A 20,688-nucleotide genomic window follows, 5' to 3' on the forward strand; every position below is an offset into this window, starting at 1 on the left:
CCAAAACGCCTACTCCAGGAGAAGACATGTTGTTCCTAGCCCGCATGGACGTAACGTTCCCGCCACACCTGACCGAGGCGCAGATCGCCGATTTCCAGGTCCGCGAGAAGGAATACTCGGGATCGCTGCAAGGCAGCGGAAAGATGGCCGGCATCTGGCGCATCGTCGGCGAGTACGCCAACCACTCGCTGTTCGATGTCGAGTCGAATGACGAGCTGCACCAGATCCTCAGCGGGTTCCCGATGTACCCGTACATGAAGATCAAGGTCACGCCGCTTGCCAAGCACCCGAACTCGATTCGCTGACACCGGTCTTCTTTAGAACGCCACCCGGTCCGTGGCGTCGGGACGCGCTTTAATGCGTGCCCCGGCGCCACGGACCGTTGTCGTTGGAGGACGCGCGCGGGCCCGCCGGCGCACTGTTCTCGCCTGGGCCCGCCTTCCGAACAGGGGTCATGACGGGAAGCCTGGACCGGGCGTCCAGGCCGCGGACATCGATGCTTCACAGCACCCGCGATGCAATGGTTGAATGATCTCCTCCGCATCCTGGATCGGGCGCGATCCGGTCGTCGGGGCCGTTCAACCGTGGAAACCGTTGACTTATATGCAGAACATCTGAATGTAGCGAAAAGAAGTATTTCCCTCTTCCTAATAACCGTCATAGATTGAAGGCATGGAAAGTCGCTGTGACAGCAATCACCGGACCATGTGACCGGCGTCCAGCGCAACAACACCCCTCCAGCAGGAGATAGAAGGAGCAACTCGTGAGCACCGAAACCACCGCCAGCGCAGCATCGTCAGGCAACGCAGCCACCGACCGATTCCGCGAATCGGGCAAGACCTCTTCCCTCACGGTTGATGTCGAGCGCGTCAACCTGCTGGCCAGCAAGCTGATCAAGGCCGCCAACGACATCGTCCTCGAAGAGCGCGTCAGCTACGACGAGTTCAATGCCCTGAAGGCATGGCTGATCAAGGTCGGCGCCGACGGCGAATGGCCGCTGTTCCTCGACGTCTGGCTGGAGCACTCCGTAGAGGAGGTCGCCACCGACCACCGCGAGGGCAACAAGGGCTCCATCGAGGGCCCGTACTACGTGCCAGAGGCTCCTGAGCAGAACTCCCCGGCCACCATCCAGATGCGCGACGACGAAAAGGGCACCTCGCTGCTCTTCCAGGGCCAGGTCCGCAGCACCGACGGCAGCGCGTTGCCGAATGCGAAGATCGAGCTGTGGCACGCCGACGAAGAGGGCTTCTACTCGCAGTTCGCACCGAACATCCCCGAGTGGAACCTGCGCGGCACCTTCATTGCCGATGCGGAAGGCAACTTCCAGATCAACACCATGCAGCCGGCCCCGTATCAGATCCCGACCGACGGCGCCTGCGGCCAGCTGATCGCCGCCGCCGGCTGGCACGCCTGGCGCCCGGCCCACCTGCACCTGAAGGTCTCGGCCCCCGGCTTCGAACTGCTCACCGCCCAGCTGTACTTCCCGGGCGACGAGCACAACGACGACGACATCGCCACCGCGGTAAAGCCGGAGCTGCTGCTGGACATCCAGCCGGCCACCGAAGGCACCGGCGTGCAGACCACCTACGACTTCGTGCTTGATCCCGTAGCCAAGTAGGTCCTCGCCTCCCTCGTCACGGCGGGGCTCCCGGAGACATGTCCCGGGGACCCCGCCGTTGTCGTACCCCCGCACTTCCGCGGCGCCGCGAGCGGTGCCGCAGCCGGGCACCCAGACAACACCAAGACCACCGTCGCAACCCGGCAAGACATGCGAAAGAGAACCAGCAATGACCCAGGAATCCATGTTGAACTCGGTTGATATCAGTGAACTGCGCAGCGCGTTTGGCCAATTCACCACCGGCGTCACCGTGGTCACCACGCAGGGCACGGACGGACATCCCTACGGCGCCATGGTGACCGCGTTCGCCGCGGTGTCGGTGGACCCGCCCCTGGCACAGATCACGCTGACCCGCAGCTCGAGGGCAGCCAAGCACCTCGACGGGTCCTCATTCGCCATCAATATCCTCTCCGCGGACCAGCTTGAGGTTGCCAGGCACTTCGCCGGCCAGCCCTTGGACCGCGAACCGGAATGGGTCCTGAACGGAAACGTCCCGGTGCTGGTGGGCAACGCCGCCACGCTGGAATGCCGGGCCTGGAACCACTACGACGGCGGCGACCACATCATCGTGGTCGGCGAAGTGACGTCGCTGACCATCGGCGATGCCGAGCCGCTGCTCTTCCACGAAGGCACGTTTCACCGCATCGGTGAACGCCTCCTGGGCGGAGATAGCGAAAGCTGGTTCGCCGGCGCCAAGGCCTTCCAGCCATTCGTTCCGCAACACCAGTGAGACCCTGCGCCGCCCGGCGCAGGCCAACCGACAGCCCATGCACCACCTGGCCACAAAGGAGCACACCATGTTTGTCCCAACACGGCGAAAGACCGCAGGAAACCAGCGTCCCTCCGCCAACGTGCGGCCGATATCCGAGACCGCACCGGTGCTGAACCACTGGGCCTGGACCGGGTGGATGCCCGAAGCCGAGCCCGAACCCCGGCACCCTGCACTGCCGGCGGCCGAAAACCACCCGGCGTTGCTTGCCGCATAAACCTTGCGTCCCGAGCGGTACGGACCAGCGAAGGGCCCCAGACAGCAAAGACGCTGGCTGGGGCCTTTCGTGCGTCAGGTGCTCGACCACGAGCGCACCGCGACCCGTCAACCGACCGAGCGGAGAAAATCCGTGGTGTCTGCCGCCACGCGTTCAGGGCATTCCCACAGCACCAGGTGTCCGGTGTCCGGATAGACCTTCAGGACCGAACCGGCAATCCGCGCGGCCAGGGCCTGCTCATCGGCCAGTGACAGCAGGTGGTCGTGCCCGCCCCACAGGACCAACGTGGGTGTCGCGATGGTTCCCGATTCGGTGGGCGGTGCGGCCTCGCACAATCCCTTAAGGATGGCGCGCCACACGTGTGCGGGCATCCTGGTTCCGTCGTCCACGCGGTCGTCAATGAACCAGGCGGGCACCTCGTGCAGCAGCGGAAACCAGGTGAGCGATTCGCGGACCCACGCCGCGCCGATCGGGTCTACCAGTGTCTCGACTTCATCGGCGAAGGCGGGCCAGCCGCGCAGGCTCAGCGGAGCGCCGACCAGCACCAGGGCCGCGACCCGTTCCGGGCGGCCCGCGGCCAGCGCCTGGGCCACATAGCCGCCGCTCGAGGAACCCAGGACGAAGGCCCGGGGGACCTCGAGCGCATCGAGGATCGCGGCCACGTCCGCGGCCTGTTCCGCCAGCGAATATCCGTCCTCCGGCTTGTCCGCATCGCCCTGGCCGCGCAGGTCCGGAGCGTAGATCCTGAAGCCGGCCAACAGGGGTGCGAGGCGGTCGAAGCTCTCGAAGGACTCGCCCCAGGCATGCAGCAACAGCAACGGCCGGGCGTCCGGATCCCCGTCGATGAAGCACGGCACCTCGATGCCGGTGGAGAGCGTGAGTTTGTGCGCCTTGGATCCCATGGTTTCAGGCTACGCCCGGGGTTCCCTCCTGCCCATGCCTACCCGTCGGACTCCCGGTACCGGGCGGCGAGCTCGGTGCGGGAGGTCACCCCGAGCTTGGCGTAGATCCGGGTCAGGTGGTACTGGACGGTCTTGGCGCCGATGAACAGTTCCTCGCCGGCCTTCTTGTTGCTCGCCCCGGCACAGACCAGCGAAGCCACCGCCTTTTCCTGGGAGGTGAGCGTCGACCAATCCGCGGCGTCGCGGCGCGGAACGCTGATGCCGGTGGCCTGCAGCTCCCGGTTGCACCGTTCGATGTAGATCGTGGCACCCAATTGGGTGTAACCGGCCAGCGCCCGGGTGAGCGGTCCGACGGCGTCCCCGCGCTTGCCCGCCCGGCGCAGGGCCTGCCCGTAGGCGTACTCGACCTGGGCCCGCAGCACCGGCAGGGCGGTTCCCTGCAGCTTGGCCAGGGCCTCGTCGAAGGCGGCCCGCGCTCCGTCGATCTCTCCGCGCGCACTGAGGATCTGTCCGCGCACCACCAGGGCGCGCGCTGTGGTCGAGCGGTGGTTGCGTGCCCGGGCCAGGGCCTCGTACGGGTCCAGCAACGCTTCGGCCTCCTCGAGGCGGTCCTTGCGGACCAGGGCATCGAGGTAGAGGTCCTGCCAGGGCCAGAAACCCGGTTCGTCGATTCCGCCGGAACGGTCAAACGCCAACAATGGCTCGAGGGCCAGAATGACCTCGTCGTGGTCGGCGCGGGCCCTGGCGGCCGAGGCACGCGCCATGCGGTACGGCACCTGCATCACTTCGTAGCTTCCGGTGCGTGCCCAGGCCTTGGCCAGGTGGGCCTGGGCCTCGTCCTGTTCGCCGCGCATGGAATGGATCAGCACCGCGGTGTGGTGCAGCAACGGGCGCATCAACTCGATGCCGGAGCGCTCCTGCAGGACGATGGCTGCCCGCACCGTCTCCAGCGCCTCGTCCCAGTCCCCGGAGGCGAACTCGGCCCGGGCCAGCCAGGCCCTGGCCCACAGGGCAATGCGGTGGGAACCTTCGCTGTAGTCGGTCGAGCTGGCGCTGGAAAGTTCGTGGCGGGCCAGCTCAACCTGGTCCCCGGCAACATGCAACCAACCCAGCGACATCTCGGCGCGCTGGCGCTGGGCACCCGAAGGCAGGGTGGACAGCAGCGCTGTCAGCATTTCCTCGCCCCGCATGGTTTCGCCGACCATGCCCAGACCCAGTCCCTGGATGACCGAGGCCTCGACGGCCAACGTGCTTTCCGGGCTGGCCAGCTCCAGGGTCTTTTCCGCCCAATCCACCAAACCTGGCCCGTCAATCCGGCAGAGAGCGTCGAGGACCCGGCGTTGGGCGACGGTGGCCATGATCTCGGTCAGCCCCGAGTGCGCGGCGCCGGTCCAGGCGCTGGCCAGCCACAAACCGGCGGTGTTGGCCAGGCCCCGGAGGATCGCGATGTAGCCCGAAAGCAGGTCGCGTGCGGGACTGGCGGCCAGGGAAGCCAGCTCGTCCGAACAGGCCAGCGCGCCGGGCAGGTCGCCTGCGGCCACCGTGGCGTCCACGGCACGCAGGAAGAGCGGATCGCGGTGTTCCCGGTCCGTCGCCAGGCCAGCCGCCCGATGCAGGGCCACCGCTGCCGAGGCCCACTGCCCCTTTTTCGCCTGTCTTTGGGCGTAGCGCTCCAAAAGGTGCGCCAGCGCGGGATCCGAGAGCAACGTGGCATCGGCCCGGTGGGCCAGGGCGGTTCCTTCGGACTCGCTTGTGTCGGCAGCAGCCGCATGCAAGGCCAGACGGCGCGAAAGCGGGATCAGGTGGTAGACGGCCATCTGGGCGATCAGTCCCGGGAACACCAAGGAGAGGTTTCCGCCGGTTCCCGCCACGGACGCCAGCCCGGAGGCCACGCATTCCTCCACCAGCGGGAGCGGGTCCGCGGTTCCGGCCAAGCGAACCACGGCGTCCAGCCGTGCGCCGTACTCCATCACCGAGGCGGCCTCGACGAGGGATCTGGCATCCGGCGAGAGCCCGCCCAGCCGCGCGGCCGTGTCGGCGGAGAACGCACGGGGCACCGGGAACCGGCGGCCCGGTTGGTTCCAGGTTTCCTCGGGATTCTCCCTGACCAGGTCCAGGGCCGTGTGCATGTTTCCGCCGGTGTAGGCGGCCAGCTGGTCGGCCGCGGCTGCGGTGAGCTCGATGCCGAGCCGGGCCACGGAGATTTCCCTCAGGGCCGCTCCGCTCGGGGGATCCAGCTCGATTGTGGTGCTGCCCGGCGATTCGATGAGTTCGCGGGCTCCGGGCGGGAGGAACGCGGCTTCCTCCTGGCGCAGGGTCAGGATCACCAGCACCCGTTCGTTGCGCAGCCGCCGCCAGGCGAACAGCAGTGCGGCGAGGGATTCGGCGTCCGCCCACTGCAGGTTTTCCACCAGGATGATGCCGGTGCGCTTGCCGACCGCCTGGAGGAAGGCGAGCAGGGCCTCGGGCAGCGGGTCGGGACCCGCGGTGCCGGAGGCACCCAGCATTTCCTGCAGGGCCGATCCTGGCAGTTCCCTCTCCCAGCGGGCCCCGCCGGAGGTCCAGGCGGCAAGATGCTTGTTGTTTTCCATGAAGCGCCTGGCCACGGTGCTCTTTCCGCACCCGGCCGGGCCGCGCAGGATGAGCAGCTGCGCGGCACATCCCTCGGCGGCTTGCAGCAAGCGAGCCATCAAGGCCAATGACCGTTGTTGATCCATGGTTCCGCGTCTACCAATCTTTCAATGTACACAGACGGGGCTGCGTGGACATCATTGTCCACGCAGCCCCCCAATGGTCGGTTGGTGCACCCGACCAGTGCTTATTTTGCGATGCCGGCCTGTGCCTTGACGGCGCGTACCGGGATGCCGGTTTCCGAGTTCCGCAGCGGAACGCACGCGGTGACCAATGCACCAACGATAGCAACCCCGGCAAAGACGTAGAAGGCGATGTGGTTTTCCACGCCCGCGGCCATGAGCAGCCCGCCGATCAACGGACCGAAGATGCCGCCCAACCGGCCGAACCCGGCGCACCAGGCAACGCCGGCGCCGCGCGCGGCGGAGTTGTAGTAGTTGGAAACGAACCCGTAGATCAGCACCTGGGTGCCGATGGTTCCAACCCCGGCCACCGCTACCAGTGCGAGCAGGATGCCGAAGGGAAGCTGCATGGTCAGCAGCACCATGGCGACCGCGGCGAGGAAGAACGTCGTGGAGACCACGCGCTTGGCACCGATGCGGTCGGCGCCCACGGAGGCAATGAGCCCGCCGAAGACCGCGCCGGCGTTGAGCACCAGCAGGAAGGCCAGCGAGTAGGACTTGCCGTAGCCGAACTGGGACATGATCTGCGGCAGCCAGGTGTTCAGGCCGTAGGTCAGCATCAGGCCGGCGAAGCTCATCAGGCCCAGCAGCAGGGTCGGCAGCGCGTACTTCCTGGAGGCCAGTGCCCGGAAGCCGATCTTGGTGTCAACGGCTTCGGGGAGAAGGGCGTGGGCGCCGGTGGCAACGGGTTCGGTGATCGGGACGCCGGTGCGGATCGAGACGCGCTGTGCGTCCTCGGTGCGGCCGCGGGCCATGAGCCATTCGGGGGATTCCGGGAGCTTGGCCAGTGCCATGGGCAGCAGGAAAAGGATGGGGGTGGCACCGACGAGGAAGAGCCCGCGCCAGCCGATGTGGTCCAGGAGCACGATGGCCAGCAGGGACGCCAGGACGCCGCCGACCGGGACGCCGGAATAGACGATGGCGTTGTAGTAGTTGCGCTTGCCCTTGGGGGCGAACTCGGCCACGACCGCGCCGGCGGTGGCCACCAACGCGCCGACCCCGAGCCCGGTGGCGAAACGCAGGGCACCGAACGCGAAGACGTTCGGGGCCAGGGCGGTCAGGCCCATGAACACGGAGAACCAGATGATGCCGGTGATCATGATTTTCCGCCGGCCCAGGTAGTCCCCGACCGCGCCGGTGGTCAGGGCGCCGACCATGACACCGAACAGGGCCCAGCTGCCCAGCACCCCGGCCGTGGCGGGGCCGATTTCCCCGAGCTGGGAGGGATCGTTCAGCAGGGTGGAGACGATGGTTCCGTAGACGACCAGGTCGTATCCGTCGAAGATCAGGGCGATGGCGGCAATGGCCACCACCCAGCGGACGGTGCTCTTTTGCCTTGCGAGGGTGCTTGGTTCCGGTGATTTCACGTTGTGCTCCGTTTGTCTCATGGGCCCGGCGCGCACGGCATTGTGCGGGTGTCAGGGCACGAACAAGTACCTCGGGGGATTCCCCGGGGTGTGGAAGCCGTGGCCCGGGGGATCCCGGGTGGCGGGCCGTGGAATTGCTGGGGTGGAAACTTGGTGCTGGTGGATACCGGTCGCAGGCGGCGGCAAGACCGCCGCCTGCGACCCGGATGGGGGGCGGGGACGGGGCCTAGCCCAGGTCCCCGCCGGCCACCGCCAGGGTGCTGCCGGTGATGTAGGAAGCCTCGTCGGAGGCCAGGAACGCGATGGGACCGGCCTGCTCCTCAAGGGTTCCGTAGCGCTTCAACAGGGTCGAATCGACGGTCTGGTCAACGATCTGCTGGTACCAGGCCTGCTCCTGCTCGCCCTCGGGTGAGGGGCCTCGCTTGACCAGGCGCTCGGGGGCCTGCGTGCCGCCCGGCGCGGTGGCCACCACACGGATCCCGTGGGCAGCCCCCTCCATGGCCAGGGCCGAGGTGATGGCCTTGACCCCGCCCTTGGCCCCGGCATACGGGACGCGGTTGACGCCTCGAGTGGCCACCGAGGAAACGTTCACGATGGTGCCGGACCCGGCCTTGATCATTTCCGGGAACGCGGCGCGGCACATCCACAGGGTGGGGAAGAGCGAACGCTGGATTTCCTTGCTGATCTCCTCCGGGGTGTAGTGCTCGTACGGCTTGGCCCAGATGGTCCCGCCGACGTTGTTGATGAGCACGTCGATCCGGCCGTATTCGCCGACCGCGGCGGTGACCGCGGACATCGCGCCCTCGAAGACCTCCAGGTCGGCGGTCACGCTCAGGGCGTGCACGCCGTGGGCCCGCAGGCCCTCGGCAACGTCGTGGACCAGCGGGGACCGGTCCACCAGGACCAGTTCCCCGCCCTCGGCGGCGATCCGCCGGGCCACGGCCCAGCCGATGCCCTGGGCCGCCCCGGTGATCAGCACGACCTTGGAGTCAAAGCGTCCGGCGTGGAAGGACTCGGGCAGGGAGGTCGTGGCGGCCTGGTGTGCCGCCGTGTTGTCGGCGCTCATTTGCCCGGGGTGCGCGACGCCGCGGCCATGGTGGCCTTGGCGTGCTCGTTGTGGGCGATGATGGCCGTGCGGGCGGCGGCCAGGTCCTGGTTTTCGAAGGCGGCGACGATTTGCAGGTGGTCGGCGTCGACCGCGCCGTCGATCCAGTGCTCCTTGCGCAGCACCTTGGCCATGGTCGCGGGGACCTCCAGGCGGTTGTACGCCTGCAACAGGTGTTCGTTGCCGACGCAGCTGAACAGGAACTGGTGGAAGGCCTCGTTGGTGATGGTGAATTCCTCGGAGCTGACGAACTTCTCGCCGTCCAGGGTCTTGCCGGCCAGTTCGGCCAGCACCTTGAACTCGACAAGCTGCTCGGGCGTCAGCTTGCCCATGGTCAGTTCAACGATGGCCAGTTCCAGAGCCATGCGCGCGTCGAATTGCGCCTGAAAGGTTGCGTGCTCTTCGCCGATTTCGTAGGCGGGCAGGGCTGCCGGGGCCTCGGAGGCGGGAGCCTCCGCCGGAGCAGCTGCCGCTTCGGGTGCCGGTGCGGCGGCATCGGGGGTGACGGCCAGTGCGAACTTCTCGAAGTAGAAGTTCTGCGGCTTGATGCCCTCGGCCTCCAGGTGGCGGCGCACGCCCTCGACCATCGGCGGGGGACCGCAGAGGTAGATGTCGACGTCGCCCTCGACCAGGTGGTGCGGCTCGAAGTGGTTGGTGACGTAGCCCTTCTTTTCCGCGGCGCTGTTCGGGTCGCCGACGACGGTGTCGAAGGTGAAGCCGTCGATGCGCGACTTGTAGTCCTCCAGCACGTCGAGCTCGACCAGGTCGGTGTCGGTGTTGACGCCGTAGATCAGGTGGGTCGGGTGGGGGGTGTCCATGCCCGAGAGCTTTTCCAGGATGGCCAGCAGCGGGGCCAGTCCGGTGCCGCCGGCCAGCAGCAGCGAGGTGCGCTTGGGATCGCGCAGGAAGAAGCTGCCCATCGGGCCGGTGAAGTTGATCTGGTCCCCGACGGCTGCGACGTCGCGCATGTAGGTGGACATCAATCCGCCGTCGGTGATGCGGATCAGGAAGGAGAGGGTGGAGACCTCCGGGCCGGAGCTGAAGGAGTACGAGCGGGTCTGGCCGCCGGAGCCGGGAACCTCGATGTTCACGTACTGGCCGGGCAGGAAGGAGAGCTCGTCGCGGTTCTCGATCTCGAGGCTGAACGCGTAGGTGGTCTCGGAGAGGCGGCGGATCTCTGTCAGCGTCGAGGAGTAGGTGGTGGCAGTCGTCTTGGCGACGTCCGAGGTGGTGGGAATCTGCAGCACCAGGTCGGACTCGGGGACCATCTGGCAGGGCAGGCAGAAGCCCTTCTCGGCCTCGTCGTCGGTCAGCGCTTCCTCGATGTAGTCGCCGGCGTCGAAGGTGCCGGATTCGCAGAAGGCCTTGCAGGTGCCGCACGCGCCGTCGCGGCAGTCGAGCGGGATGTTGATCCGTGCCTTGTAGGAGGCATCGGCGACGGTTTCGCGGGGTCCGACCTTGATGAACCGGGTAATTCCGTCCTCGAAGGCGAGGGCAACCTGATAGGTCATGAGGGGAGCTCTTTTCAAAATAGTGCAGGGTGGTGCGGCAAGAGGTGCAAGGTGGTGGTGCGGGGGCGAATCAACGCCCCCCCACGCCGGTCTCGAAGGGCCTGGGAGGGGCCCGGGACGGGACTAGATGTGGTAGATGTCGACCACGTGGTGGATGTAGTCGTTCTTCAGGACGACCTTCTTGGCCATGATCACCGGCTGGGTGCCGGAGTAGTCGATGGTGTAGAAGGAGGTGCCGAAGTAGGTGTCGACGTTCTGGTAGCGGTAGTACAGGGTGAACCAGTTGAACCGGATATCAACCTTGTCGCCGTCGACGGACACGATCTCGACATTGGAGATGTTGTGCCCGGTGCGCGGCTCCGGCAGCGAGGTGGCGCTGGAGCGGTCGGTCTTGATGCGGAAGACGCGGTCTTCCAGGCCGCCGCGGTTTCCGTAGTAGATCAGCGAAATCTCGCGCTGCGGGTCCTCGGTGAGCTTGTCGTCGTCGGCCCAGGCGGGCATCCAGAAGGTGGCCTCGGGGTGGTAGCAGTCGATCCAGCGGTCGAAGTCGCGGTCGTCCAGGAAGCGGGCCTCGCGGTAGAGGAACTGCTTGATGTCCTCCAGCGCGAGGGGCCCGGAGCTGGTCTGTACCTCGGTGACGATGGCGTCAGTGGTTGCAGTCAATGTCATGCCCCTTTTCGGTGGTTCCGTTGGTGGTGTTTGCCGCCTCGGCGGCGACGGCCTCGCGCATGGTGGTCAACCAGTAGCCGTGCTGGATCGGGTACAGGCCCTCGTCCTCGGTGCGGGCGCCGGAGGAAATCGGCTCCAGGCCGATCTTCTTGGCGTTCTCGTCGGGACCGGTGATCTGGTGCGCCTGGCCGCGGGAAAGGTCGTTCCACTTGGCGGCGGTGGCCATGTAGGTCTTCTGGCAGGAACGGAATTCCTCCAGGTCGTCCGGCGTGGCCATGCCCGAGGCATTGAAGAAGTCCTCGTACTGGCGGATGCGGTTGGCGCGGGCCTCGTCGGATTCGCCGACCGGGGCGATGCAGTAGATGGTGACCTCGGTCTTGTCGACGGCGACCGGGCGGAAGACGCGGATCTGCGAGGAGAACTGGTCCATCAGGTACACGTTCGGGTACAGGCAGAGGTTGCGGGAAACACCGATCATCCAGTCGGCCTTGGCCTCGCCGTGGGCGGCGACCAGTTCGTCGCGCTTCTCGGCCAACGGGCGGTTGGCCGGGTCCAGCCATTCGGTCCACAACAGCAGGTGGCCGTTGTCGAAGGAGTAGTAGCCGCCCTCCTGCTTGTCCCAGCCACCGGCATCCATGGTCTTGGTGTCGTTGGAGGATTCGCCGGCCGCGCGGCGGGCCTGGGTGGCGGCGTAGTTCCAGTGGGTGGCCGAGACGTGGTAGCCGTCGGCACCGTTTTCCGCCTGCAGCTTCCAGTTGCCGTCGTAGGTGTAGGTGGAGGAGCCGCGCAGGACCTCAAGTCCCTCGGGGGACTGGTCCACGATCATGTCGATGATCTTGGTGGATTCGCCGAGGTGCTCGGTCAGCGGCTTGACGTCCGCGTTCAGCGAGCCGAAGAGGAAGCCGCGGTAGGACTCGAAGCGGGCGACCTTGGTCAGGTCGTGCGAGCCGTCCTTGTTGAAGCCCTCCGGGTAGCCGGCGCCGCGGGAGTCCTTGACCTTGAGCAGCTTGCCGGAGTTGTTGAAGGTCCAGCCGTGGAAGGGGCAGGTGAACGTGGTGCGGTTGTCGGTCTTGCGGCGGCAGAGCATCGCACCACGGTGGCTGCACGCGTTGATGAGGGCGTTGAGCACGCCTTCCTTGTTGCGCGAGATCACGATCGGCTGGCGGCCGATGTTGGTGGTGAAGTAGTCGCCGATGTTCGGGATCTGGGATTCGTGGGCCAGGTAGATCCAGTTGCCCTCCCAGATGTGCTTCATCTCCAGTTCGAAGACCTCTTCGTCGGTGAAGATGTTCCGGTTGGCGCGGAAGACGCCGGTCTCCGGGCTGTCGACGAGTGCGTCGTCGAGCAAGGTCGAGACTGCATTGAGAGTTTCAGTCATGGTGTGCTCCATCCTTCATAGGGGCGCTGGCGCCCGGGTCCACCGCTGGGGTGGCGAAACCATGATCTACACCATGCCAGTACGTGCGCGAACTCACACTGGGCATATGCCTAGGCTTGACCAAGGGTGGGGTTCATTGAGTGGATTGAGATATCAATCACACTATTCTGGGTATTTGTCTGGTGTTCACCGGCACCGTAGCGTTGGTGGCCAAGCGCCATGGGCCCTTACCGCGGCCATGCCGCCGGCGACGGGCCCGGGCATTCCCCACCCGAAAGGCGGCCCGCCCCGTGCCCGACAGCCATCGCGAGGAAACCGCAGCCACCGGGCGAAAGGCCCGCCGCCCGGGGTTCTGGGGAGATGTCTCGATCAGCGCGATCTGTGCAGGCCTCATCGCCGTGGCGGTCTCCTATGCCGGCCCGATGCTGGTCATCATCCAGGCCGCCGAGCGGGCGGGCCTCGAATCGGCGCAGACCACGTCCTGGGTCTGGGCGGTATCGGTGGGCAGCGGCATCGTGGGCCTGGTGCTGAGCCTGTTTACGCGCCAGCCCGTCGTGGTGGCCTGGTCCGTTCCTGGCGCGGCGCTGCTGCTGACGGTGCTGGGGGACTACGAATTCTCCGAGGCCGTCGGGGCCTACCTGGTGGCCGGGTTGCTGGGCCTGGTGCTCAGTTTGAGCGGGCTGTTCGGGAAATTGCTGGCCGTGGTTCCGCGGCCGATCCTTGCGGCCGTCCTGGCCGGGGTGCTGCTGCCGTTCGTCCTGAACGTGACCCAGGCGGTGCTTGCCTCGCCGCTGGTCGCCGGTGGATTGGTGGTGGCATATTTTGCCGGGCGGCGACTGTTCCCGAAGTACGCGGTGCCAGGTGCCCTGGTTGTTGGCGTGCTGCTGTCGGTGGCGGCCGGCCAGGCCCAGGCCCCGGAGCTGTCGCTGGCGCTGACCAGCCCGCTGTTCACGGTTCCCACCTTTTCCATCCAGGCCATCATGGGCATTTCCATCCCGTTGCTGATCGTGACGATGGCCGGACAGAACGGCCCTGGACTGGTCATGATGCGCACCAGCGGCTATGAGCCCAACGACCGGCTGCTGCTGGCCGGCACCTGCGTGGCCAGCGTGCTCTTTGCGCCGTTCGGGTCGCACGCCATCAACCTCGCGGCCATCACCGCGGGAATCTGCTGCGGGCGCGAGGCCCACGAGGACCCGGCCAAGCGCTATGTCGCAGGGGTTGCCGGTGGACTGTTCTTCATTGGCTTCGGGTTGTTCAGCGCCACGATCCTGGACCTCTTTGACGCGGTGCCGGGCGAGCTGATCACCGCCATGGCCGGGGTGGCATTGCTGGGCGCGTTGCAGGGGTCGATGCTGGACATGCTTGATGCCGGGCGGCATGGGCCGGCGGCCATCGAGGCCGCCGTGGTCACCCTGATCGTCACGGCCTCGGGCATTTCCCCCTTCGGCGTCGTGGCACCGTTCTGGGGCGTGTTGGCAGGTGCGGCCGTGTATCTGGTGCTGACGGCCCTGCGGAATCCGCGCGGCCGGAAAAGCCCCGTGGGCCCAATTCGGGAGCAGCAGGTCCCGGCCACCGAATCCCGGGGCTGAGCCGCCGGGGCACCGGTTCCGGGAGCGTATCCGGGCCGGTTCAGCCGGGCTCCACGCGGTGCGCCGGGTCGGAGACCAGGTCGTGCCGACGCTTGTGGCGGCGGTATTCGTGCCAGGTCAGCACCGTGACCGCGGCGTCGAAGATGGTCAGCGCCCACAGTCCGCCGGTGGGCGCCACAACTAGTTCGTACCCCTGGTAGGCGATGAAGGCCAGCAACATGGCAATCATCCAGGGGTAGGCCCAGAACTGCTTGCGCAGCAGCGCGGTGACCAGCACGATCTTCACCGCGCCGTGGATCAGCAGGTAGACGGCGGCGAAGGCGATCCCCTGGTCGGTCAGCCCGCCGGCCACGTGGAGCAGGTGCGTGGCGATGAAGTCCGTGGGATCCTCGGAGAGCTCCTCGCGCGTCAGCAGCACCACCAGGTGGTTCAACGTCCCGGGGCTGGCGAATAGCAGCAGCAGGCCGCCGATGACTTCCGCCAGTCCGTCAAGGCCCTTGCCAACGACGCCGATCCAAAACAGGCGTCCCCACCAGTCGAGCTTTTTCACGGGCGCTTCTCCTAGTCGGCAGGGGCCGCCGGGGCCAATCCCGCGAGCTTTTCGACCAGCAGCAAGCCAGCCGACGACCCGGTCCAGTTCCTCTCCAGCGACTGCCTCCCGGAGGCCCGAACCACCAGGCGCAGCACCAGGGCCACGACCAGGACGTCGTCGGCGTATCCGATCACCGGGATGAAGTCCGGCACCAGGTCGATCGGGGAAGCGAGGTAGGCGAGCAGGAAAAGCAGGGCCAGGCGCGGACGCAGCGGCAATTCCCGGTCCGACACGAGCCTGCCCAGGAAGCGGAGCAGGTCGGGCAACAATTTCAGGGCGTCGCCCAGGGCGACGGCCCCGGGGTTCTTGCGCGCGTAAAGCCACAAGGACGCCAGTGCCACCGCATAGGCCAGGAGCACGCTGCCGCCGATGACCAACAGGGGCTCAAGCCACGGCATGCGGGACTCAGCCCCGCCCGGAATCCGTGGTTCCCTGTTCGTCCGGGGAACCATCGTTGTGCAGCCGGGCATAGACCATGTCGGCATACTCCTCGAGGCGTGCGACGCAGATCTTCAGGTGTTCTTCGGCCGCGCCGGCCTCGGCCAGTTCCAGCACGTCGCGGCTCTTCAGATCGCGGTGCCACCGCCGCAGGCGTTCCAGGCTCTGCTCTTCTTCCTCCAGCTCGGCCAGGGTGAACTTTTCGATGCGGACCTCCTTGGCGATCTCGGCCTCGAACTTGCCGCAGTCGGCGGAGAACTCCTTCCACTCCTCGAGCCGCAGGGTTCGGAAGGCGGAGGCGACCGCTTCCTGCCCGGGTGCGCCGGCGGTCGCCGTGGAAAGCACGATGACATCGCCCGCGCCCTTGGCCGCCAGGTCCTGGACCTTGGCGAGGGAGCCTTGGAAATGCGGGGTGTCGGGCACGGTCCACACCCCCTGGGAGACGGGGGCTGCGCCGATGCGGCGCAGTTCGCGCCACACGGCGACGCGGTGCCGCGACGAGGCCCCGGTCAAACGAACGATCAATACCAACCATGTCATGGTGCAAGGATAGATGGTTACATCAAAGAATGTAACAAGTTATACAAGAATACTTGGTTCCCGGGGCAGTGCGCAGCTCGGTTGGCCACGCCGGTCCTGACCGTGCAGGGGCCAATGCTTGCCATCCCCAACCAGTATATGCAACTATCTGCGTATGAATGCAGATAGCGAAGTATGTGCCCTGGACGCCGACAGCCAGTACGTCGAACTGGCGGTGGAGGTGTTCAGCATGCTCGCGGACGCCACCCGGGTGCGGATCATCCTGGCCCTGAGGTCCGGGGAGATGGCGGTCGGTGCCCTGGCCGAGTTGCTGGGCAAGACGCCTGCCTCGGTTTCCCAGCATCTGGCCAAGATGCGCCTGGCACGCATGGTCTCGACGAGGCAGGACGGGACCAAGGTGCTTTACCGCCTGGAAAACGAGCACGCGCGCCAACTAGTCGTCGACGCCATCCACCAGGCCGAACACGCCTTGGGAGGCACCCCCGCCCACCATTCCCGAGGGCAACAGTGAGTGCGGCGAGCGGCCACGCGCCGGGGAACCACGGCCCTGGTCACGGGTCGGCAGGGCATCGCGACCACCCGCATGACCACGAGCACAACCATGCCGACCATGACCACGACCATGACCATGGCGCCCACGGCCACAAACACCGCTCCGGATTCACCGGATGGCTGTTCGAGCTCTTCGTTCCGCACACCCACGATGCCGCCGATTCCATCGACGACGCCCTGGAATCCAACATCCAGGGGATCCGGGCGCTGAAGGTCAGCCTGGCCATCCTGCTGGCAACCACCGTCCTGCAATTCATCGTGGTGGGTTTCAGCGGATCGGTGGCACTGCTGGCCGACACCATCCACAACCTCTCCGACGCGCTCACCGCCGTGCCCCTGTGGATTGCCTTCATCCTCGGGCGCCGGGCGGCCAACCGGCGCTACACCTTCGGCTACGGGCGGGCCGAGGACCTGGCCGGACTGTTCATCGTGGTCGTGGTGGCCCTCTCCGCAGTCCTTGCCGCCTGGCAGTCGATCGACCGGCTGTTGCACCCGCAACCCCTGGAGCACCTGGGCTGGGTGCTGGCCGCCGGCGTCGTGGGATTCATCGGCAACGAGGCCGTGGCAATGTACCGGATCAAGATCGGGCGGAGGATCGGCTCCGCCGCCCTGGTTGCCGACGGGGTGCACGCCCGCACCGACGGGTTCACCTCCCTGGCCGTCGTGCTGGGCGCCGGCGGCGCGATGCTTGGCTTCCCGCTGGCCGACCCCATCGTGGGCCTGCTCATTTCCGCGGCCATCATCGTCCTGCTGATCGGCATCATTCGCAGCATCGGGCGCCGGCTCATGGACGGCATCGAGCCCGACCTGCTGGCCCGGGCCGAGGAGGCCTTCGCCTCGGTTCCCGGGATCGTGGAAGCCCCGCGGATCCAGTTGCGCTGGGTCGGCCACCGGCTGCACTGCACGGCCGTGGTCATGGTCCGGGACGCGGCACTCTCCGAGGTCGAGGCCACGGTGGAGGAGGCCAAGGCGGCCGTTGCCCGGGCGCTGCCCAAGCTCGATGACGTGTTGGTCCAGACCGGGACGGGGCGCCTGGATGCCGTGGGGGAGCGAGTCGAATCCGGGCTGGTGCGGGAACCGGGGAACTGATCCCCGCCCCGGACCCTGCTCAGCGTCCCGGAACCAAACCCGGGGAGGCGGCGAGCAGCGTGCGCGTGTAGGGGTGCGCCGGGGCGGTGAACACCGCTTCGGTGGGCCCGGATTCCACGATCTTCCCGCCCTGCATCACCAGCACCTCATCGCTCATGTGCCGGATCACCGACAGGTCGTGGGAAATGAACAGGTAGGACAGGCCGAGGCGTTGCTGGAGGTCATCGAGCAAATCCAGCACCTGCGCCTGGATGGAGACATCCAGCGCGGAGACCGGCTCGTCGCAGATCAGCACCCGCGGATTCGGGGCCAGGGCCCGGGCAATGGCCAGGCGCTGGCGTTGCCCGCCCGAGAGCGTTGCCGGGTTCCGGCCGGCCAGATCCTCCTCCAGGTCCACCAACGCTAGCAGCTCGGAGATCTTCGCCGCGTGCTTGCGCGGGTTGCGGGTGGCCCCGAAGCTGAGAGCGTCGGCCAGCAGGGCGCCGGCCGAAAGGCGCGGATCAAAGGAGGACAGCGGGTCCTGGTAGATGGCGCCGAGCGCGGAGCGGCGGGTGCGCCGGGCGGCCTCGGGCACCTGGCTCCAGGGCTCGCCAAAGAGCTCCACAGTGCCGGCATCCGGGGCCAGCAGGCCCAGGGCCATGCGGGCCGTGGTGGTCTTGCCCGACCCCGATTCGCCCACCACGCCCAGGGTGCGGCCGGCGTGCAGCTCGAAGCCCACGTCCTTCACGGCCGCGAAGTCGGGGCCACCGGGGACCGCGAAGCCCTTGGACAGCGATTCGGCGCGCAGCACCGGACGGCTGCCGGCCTGCGCCTGGCTTTCTTGCGGCGTGTCGGGCAGCGGGGCGGAAGCCCTCGTGGAGGCGGGGGAGAGCGGTGCGAATCGGGGCTTGCCGGCGGGAACAGCGGCCAGCAGTGCGCGCGTGTACGGGTGTTGCGGGTCGCCCAGGATCCGTTCCGCGGGCCCGGATTCGACGATCCGCCCGCCCTGCATCACCGCGATCGAATCGGCGAGATTGGCCACCGCGGCCAGGTCGTGGCTGATCAGAAGCATGCCCGATCCGGCGGCGCGCAGAGTGCCGAGCAGGTCCATGACCTGCGCGGCAATAGTCGCATCCAGCGCCGTGGTCGGCTCGTCGGCGATGACCAGGGCGGGGTCCAGCGCGATGGCCGAGGCGATCAGGGCGCGCTGGCGCATGCCACCGGACAACTCGCCCGAGCGCTGCCCGGCACGGCGCACCGGGTCATCCAGCCCCACCGCTTCGAGCAGCTCGATGACCCGGGCCGCCCGCGCGGCCCCGGAGCCGGAGCCATGCAAACGCAGCGCATCGTCGATTTCCTTGCCGATCTTGCGCAGGGGATCGAGCGAGGTGAGCGCGTCCTGCAGGATGAACCCCACCCGCTTGCCGCGGATCGAGCGCCAGGCACGCTGGGACAGGCCCCGGGCATCGACGCCTGCCACCTCCAGTGCGTTGGCGCGCACGGTGGATCCCGGCCCGGTCAAACCCATCAGCGAACGGGCCGTCACCGACTTTCCGGAGCCGGATTCACCGACCAGCGCCAGGCATTCACCGGGTTTGACGGTGAATGAAACGTCCAAGACAACCGGGGTTTCGCCGAAGGCGACGTCGAGGTTTTCGACGCGCAGGAGCGGTGCGGCGGCAGTCATCGGGCACCTGCGGTTTTCAGCGCACGGGAAAGCACGGTGGAGGCCGCGGCCACCAGCACGATCGCCAGGCCGGGGAAGAACGTCATCCACCAGGCCAGGGCCAGGTAGGTGCGTCCGGCCGAGAGCATGGCGCCCCATTCGGGAGCCGGGGGAGGGGAGCCCAGACCCAGAAAGCTCAGCGACGCGGCCCAGACCACCGCCTGCCCCAGCCCCAGGGTTCCCAGCACCGCGATCGGCGCCAGCGCGTTGGGCAGGATGTGCGTGGCCAGGATCTTCGCGCGGGAGCGGCCCAGCACCGTGGCGGCCTCGACCATGGGGGAGGTGCGCAGCGCGATGATCTGCGCGCGGATCATCCGCGCGTACCCCGGTGCGGTGGTCAGCCCGACGGCCACCACCGTGGTCCCGACTCCCGGTCCGGCCAGCGCGATGAAGACCAGGGCCAGCAGCAGGCCGGGCAGCGCGAAGAGCACCTCCAGGATGCGTCCGACCCCGAAGTCCAGCCACTTGCCGCCGAAGCCGGCAATCGTGCCCAGCAGCAGGGCCAGGCCCAGGCCGATCGCGGTGGCCGCGGCCCCGATCAGCAGCGAGGGCCGGGAGCCGTGGATGATCCGGGAGTAGATGTCGCGCCCGGACTCGTCGGTGCCCAGCAGGTGCGCTGCCCCGGGAGGCGAAAACGCGTCGGCCGGGTTGATGGCCAACGGGTCGAAGGGTGCCAGGACATTCGGGAGAAGCGCCGCGAGCACGAAGAAGGCCAGCACCGCGGCGGAAAGCAGCAACGGCAGGCGTGCTGCAACCGCCCGCAGCCCCCGGGTGCCGGGAGCCGGTCGCCTCGCGGTGTGTTGGGCCAGCACCGGGTCGCCCGGGGTCAGCTCCCGCTTGTCGATGCTCATGCCGCCGCCATCCGCGGGTCGGCCAGGCGCTCGGCGAGATCGGAAAAGGCCATGATCACCACGTAGGCGCCGGCCGAGAGCAGGGCCACGCCGGTGACCATCGGGATGTCGCGGGCGGAGACCGCCGAAAGCAGCGAACGGCCCAGGCCCGGCCGGGCGAAAATGGACTCCACGACCACCGCTCCGGAGAGCAGCGAGCCGAACGCCCAGCCGGAGAGGGCGATGCCCGGAAGCGCGGCGTGGCGCAGGGAATGGCGCAGCAGCACCCCGGTCTCCGATTCCCCGCGCGCCCGGGCGGAGAGGGCAAAGGGGGAGCGGTGTGCCGTTTCCAGGGTGTCGCGCATGACCTGGCCGAGGAACCCCGCCAGCGGCAGGGCCAGGGTGGCCACCGGCAGCACCAGGCCGGCCGGCGCATTGGTGCTCACCGGCGGCAGCCAGCCCAGAGCCGTGGCGAAGAGCATGATCAGCACGCTGGCGAGCCAGAAGTGCGGGACCGCGGCCGAGACGATCTCCAGGCCCGAGGCCAACGCGGACCCCAGGGCACCGCTGCGCGTGGAGAGCACCGCGACGACCAGCGCCAGCGCCCAGGCCACGAGCAGGGCCAGGACGGCCAGGACCAGGGTGGGCGGGACCAGCTCCCCCAGGACCTCGGCCACCGGGGTCTTCAGCGAGTAGGAAGTGCCCAGGTCCCCGGTGGCCAGGCGCCACAACTGGCTGAAATATTGCACGTACAGCGGCGCATCCAAACCGTAGTCGGCGCGGGCCTGGGCCAGCGCCTCGGCCGAGGCCTGCGAGCCCGGCCCGCCCATGATCGCCTCGGCCGGGTCGCCCGGAATCATCCGGATGCCGAAGAAGATCGCGGTGGCCACTGCCCACAACACGAACAGCCCTCCGCCGATCTTGCCCAGCACCCGGCGGGCGGCCGCCCCGGCAACCCGGGTCGACCGCCCGCCGGCAAGCATGGGCTGGTTCATCTTCGG

Annotated in this window: 20 protein-coding genes; 7 read left to right on the top strand and 13 right to left on the bottom strand. The window is 67.7% G+C overall.

What is annotated here, in order from left to right:
• The first annotated feature begins 26 nt into the window (after positions 1-26).
• From catC to J2T21_RS05705, 4 genes are all read left to right on the top strand, one after another.
• Positions 27-305, top strand: coding sequence for a muconolactone Delta-isomerase (gene catC, locus J2T21_RS05690; RefSeq protein WP_071214120.1), 279 nt, complete (start codon positions 27-29; stop codon positions 303-305).
• Positions 306-763: 458 nt separating this feature from the next.
• A complete protein-coding gene (catA, locus tag J2T21_RS05695; protein ID WP_307579362.1) occupies positions 764-1,618 on the top strand; it encodes a catechol 1,2-dioxygenase in 855 nt (284 codons plus the stop codon).
• Positions 1,619-1,787: 169 nt separating this feature from the next.
• On the top strand, positions 1,788-2,348 hold the full coding sequence (locus J2T21_RS05700) for a flavin reductase family protein (RefSeq protein WP_307579364.1): 561 nt from the start codon (positions 1,788-1,790) through the stop codon (positions 2,346-2,348).
• Between the two features lie 67 nt (positions 2,349-2,415).
• Positions 2,416-2,604, top strand: a complete 189-nt coding sequence (locus J2T21_RS05705; protein WP_071214117.1) for a hypothetical protein — start codon at positions 2,416-2,418, stop codon at positions 2,602-2,604.
• A 107-nt stretch (positions 2,605-2,711) separates the two neighbouring features.
• Here J2T21_RS05705 and J2T21_RS05710 read toward each other — a convergent pair whose 3' ends face one another.
• The 7 genes from J2T21_RS05710 to benA all read right to left on the bottom strand — a co-directional run bounded on the left by J2T21_RS05710 (position 2,712) and on the right by benA (position 12,349).
• A complete protein-coding gene (locus J2T21_RS05710) occupies positions 2,712-3,506 on the bottom strand; it encodes an alpha/beta fold hydrolase (RefSeq protein WP_307579367.1) in 795 nt (264 codons plus the stop codon).
• A 38-nt stretch (positions 3,507-3,544) separates the two neighbouring features.
• Positions 3,545-6,223 (bottom strand): helix-turn-helix transcriptional regulator, encoded by a 2,679-nt coding sequence (locus tag J2T21_RS05715; RefSeq protein WP_071214115.1) that lies wholly within the window; start codon positions 6,221-6,223, stop codon positions 3,545-3,547.
• A 101-nt stretch (positions 6,224-6,324) separates the two neighbouring features.
• Positions 6,325-7,686, bottom strand: coding sequence for an MFS transporter (locus J2T21_RS05720; RefSeq protein WP_286135303.1), 1,362 nt, complete (start codon positions 7,684-7,686; stop codon positions 6,325-6,327).
• Positions 7,687-7,912: 226 nt separating this feature from the next.
• On the bottom strand, positions 7,913-8,752 hold the full coding sequence (locus tag J2T21_RS05725) for a 1,6-dihydroxycyclohexa-2,4-diene-1-carboxylate dehydrogenase (RefSeq protein ID WP_083411086.1): 840 nt from the start codon (positions 8,750-8,752) through the stop codon (positions 7,913-7,915).
• Positions 8,749-10,302 (bottom strand): benzoate 1,2-dioxygenase electron transfer component BenC, encoded by a 1,554-nt coding sequence (gene benC / locus J2T21_RS05730; RefSeq protein ID WP_307579371.1) that lies wholly within the window; start codon positions 10,300-10,302, stop codon positions 8,749-8,751. The genes J2T21_RS05725 and benC overlap by 4 nt, the downstream gene beginning before the upstream one ends.
• Before the next feature lie 123 nt (positions 10,303-10,425).
• A complete protein-coding gene (benB, locus tag J2T21_RS05735; protein WP_071214113.1) occupies positions 10,426-10,971 on the bottom strand; it encodes a benzoate 1,2-dioxygenase small subunit in 546 nt (181 codons plus the stop codon).
• Complete coding sequence (gene benA, locus J2T21_RS05740) at positions 10,949-12,349, bottom strand: benzoate 1,2-dioxygenase large subunit (RefSeq protein ID WP_071214498.1); 1,401 nt, start codon at positions 12,347-12,349, stop codon at positions 10,949-10,951. Before benA ends, benB begins: the two co-directional genes overlap by 23 nt.
• Before the next feature lie 290 nt (positions 12,350-12,639).
• On the opposite strand from benA, the gene J2T21_RS05745 reads away from it, so the two are divergent.
• Complete coding sequence (locus J2T21_RS05745) at positions 12,640-13,941, top strand: benzoate/H(+) symporter BenE family transporter (RefSeq protein WP_083411085.1); 1,302 nt, start codon at positions 12,640-12,642, stop codon at positions 13,939-13,941.
• 40 nt (positions 13,942-13,981) lie between these two features.
• On the opposite strand, the gene J2T21_RS05750 is transcribed toward J2T21_RS05745, so the two are convergent.
• From J2T21_RS05750 to J2T21_RS05760, 3 genes are read right to left on the bottom strand one after another with little or no spacing between them, the layout of a single operon-like run.
• Positions 13,982-14,491: a DUF2127 domain-containing protein gene (locus tag J2T21_RS05750; protein WP_307579374.1), complete on the bottom strand. Its 510-nt coding sequence runs from the start codon at positions 14,489-14,491 to the stop codon at positions 13,982-13,984.
• Between the two features lie 11 nt (positions 14,492-14,502).
• On the bottom strand, positions 14,503-14,931 hold the full coding sequence (locus J2T21_RS05755; protein WP_307579376.1) for a DUF1232 domain-containing protein: 429 nt from the start codon (positions 14,929-14,931) through the stop codon (positions 14,503-14,505).
• 7 nt (positions 14,932-14,938) lie between these two features.
• Complete coding sequence (locus J2T21_RS05760; protein ID WP_071214110.1) at positions 14,939-15,511, bottom strand: Chromate resistance protein ChrB; 573 nt, start codon at positions 15,509-15,511, stop codon at positions 14,939-14,941.
• 154 nt (positions 15,512-15,665) lie between these two features.
• On the opposite strand from J2T21_RS05760, the gene J2T21_RS05765 reads away from it, so the two are divergent.
• On the top strand, positions 15,666-16,022 hold the full coding sequence (locus J2T21_RS05765; protein WP_307579378.1) for an ArsR/SmtB family transcription factor: 357 nt from the start codon (positions 15,666-15,668) through the stop codon (positions 16,020-16,022).
• Entirely contained in the window at positions 16,019-17,152 is a 1,134-nt protein-coding gene (locus J2T21_RS05770) for a cation diffusion facilitator family transporter (protein ID WP_373457893.1), read from the top strand. The genes J2T21_RS05765 and J2T21_RS05770 overlap by 4 nt, the downstream gene beginning before the upstream one ends.
• 19 nt (positions 17,153-17,171) lie before the next feature.
• On the opposite strand, the gene J2T21_RS05775 is transcribed toward J2T21_RS05770, so the two are convergent.
• From J2T21_RS05775 to J2T21_RS05785, 3 genes are read right to left on the bottom strand one after another with little or no spacing between them, the layout of a single operon-like run.
• On the bottom strand, positions 17,172-18,818 hold the full coding sequence (locus J2T21_RS05775; protein ID WP_307579380.1) for a dipeptide ABC transporter ATP-binding protein: 1,647 nt from the start codon (positions 18,816-18,818) through the stop codon (positions 17,172-17,174).
• Positions 18,815-19,708 carry an ABC transporter permease gene (locus J2T21_RS05780; protein WP_307579383.1) on the bottom strand — a complete coding sequence of 298 codons (894 nt, stop codon included), beginning with the start codon at positions 19,706-19,708 and terminating at the stop codon, positions 18,815-18,817. Before J2T21_RS05780 ends, J2T21_RS05775 begins: the two co-directional genes overlap by 4 nt.
• Entirely contained in the window at positions 19,705-20,682 is a 978-nt protein-coding gene (locus tag J2T21_RS05785; protein ID WP_373457894.1) for an ABC transporter permease, read from the bottom strand. Before J2T21_RS05785 ends, J2T21_RS05780 begins: the two co-directional genes overlap by 4 nt.
• Positions 20,683-20,688 lie beyond the last annotated feature (6 nt).

The organism is Paeniglutamicibacter psychrophenolicus, assembly GCF_030812255.1.
GTDB classification, from domain to species: Bacteria; Actinomycetota; Actinomycetes; order Actinomycetales; family Micrococcaceae; genus Paeniglutamicibacter; species Paeniglutamicibacter psychrophenolicus_A.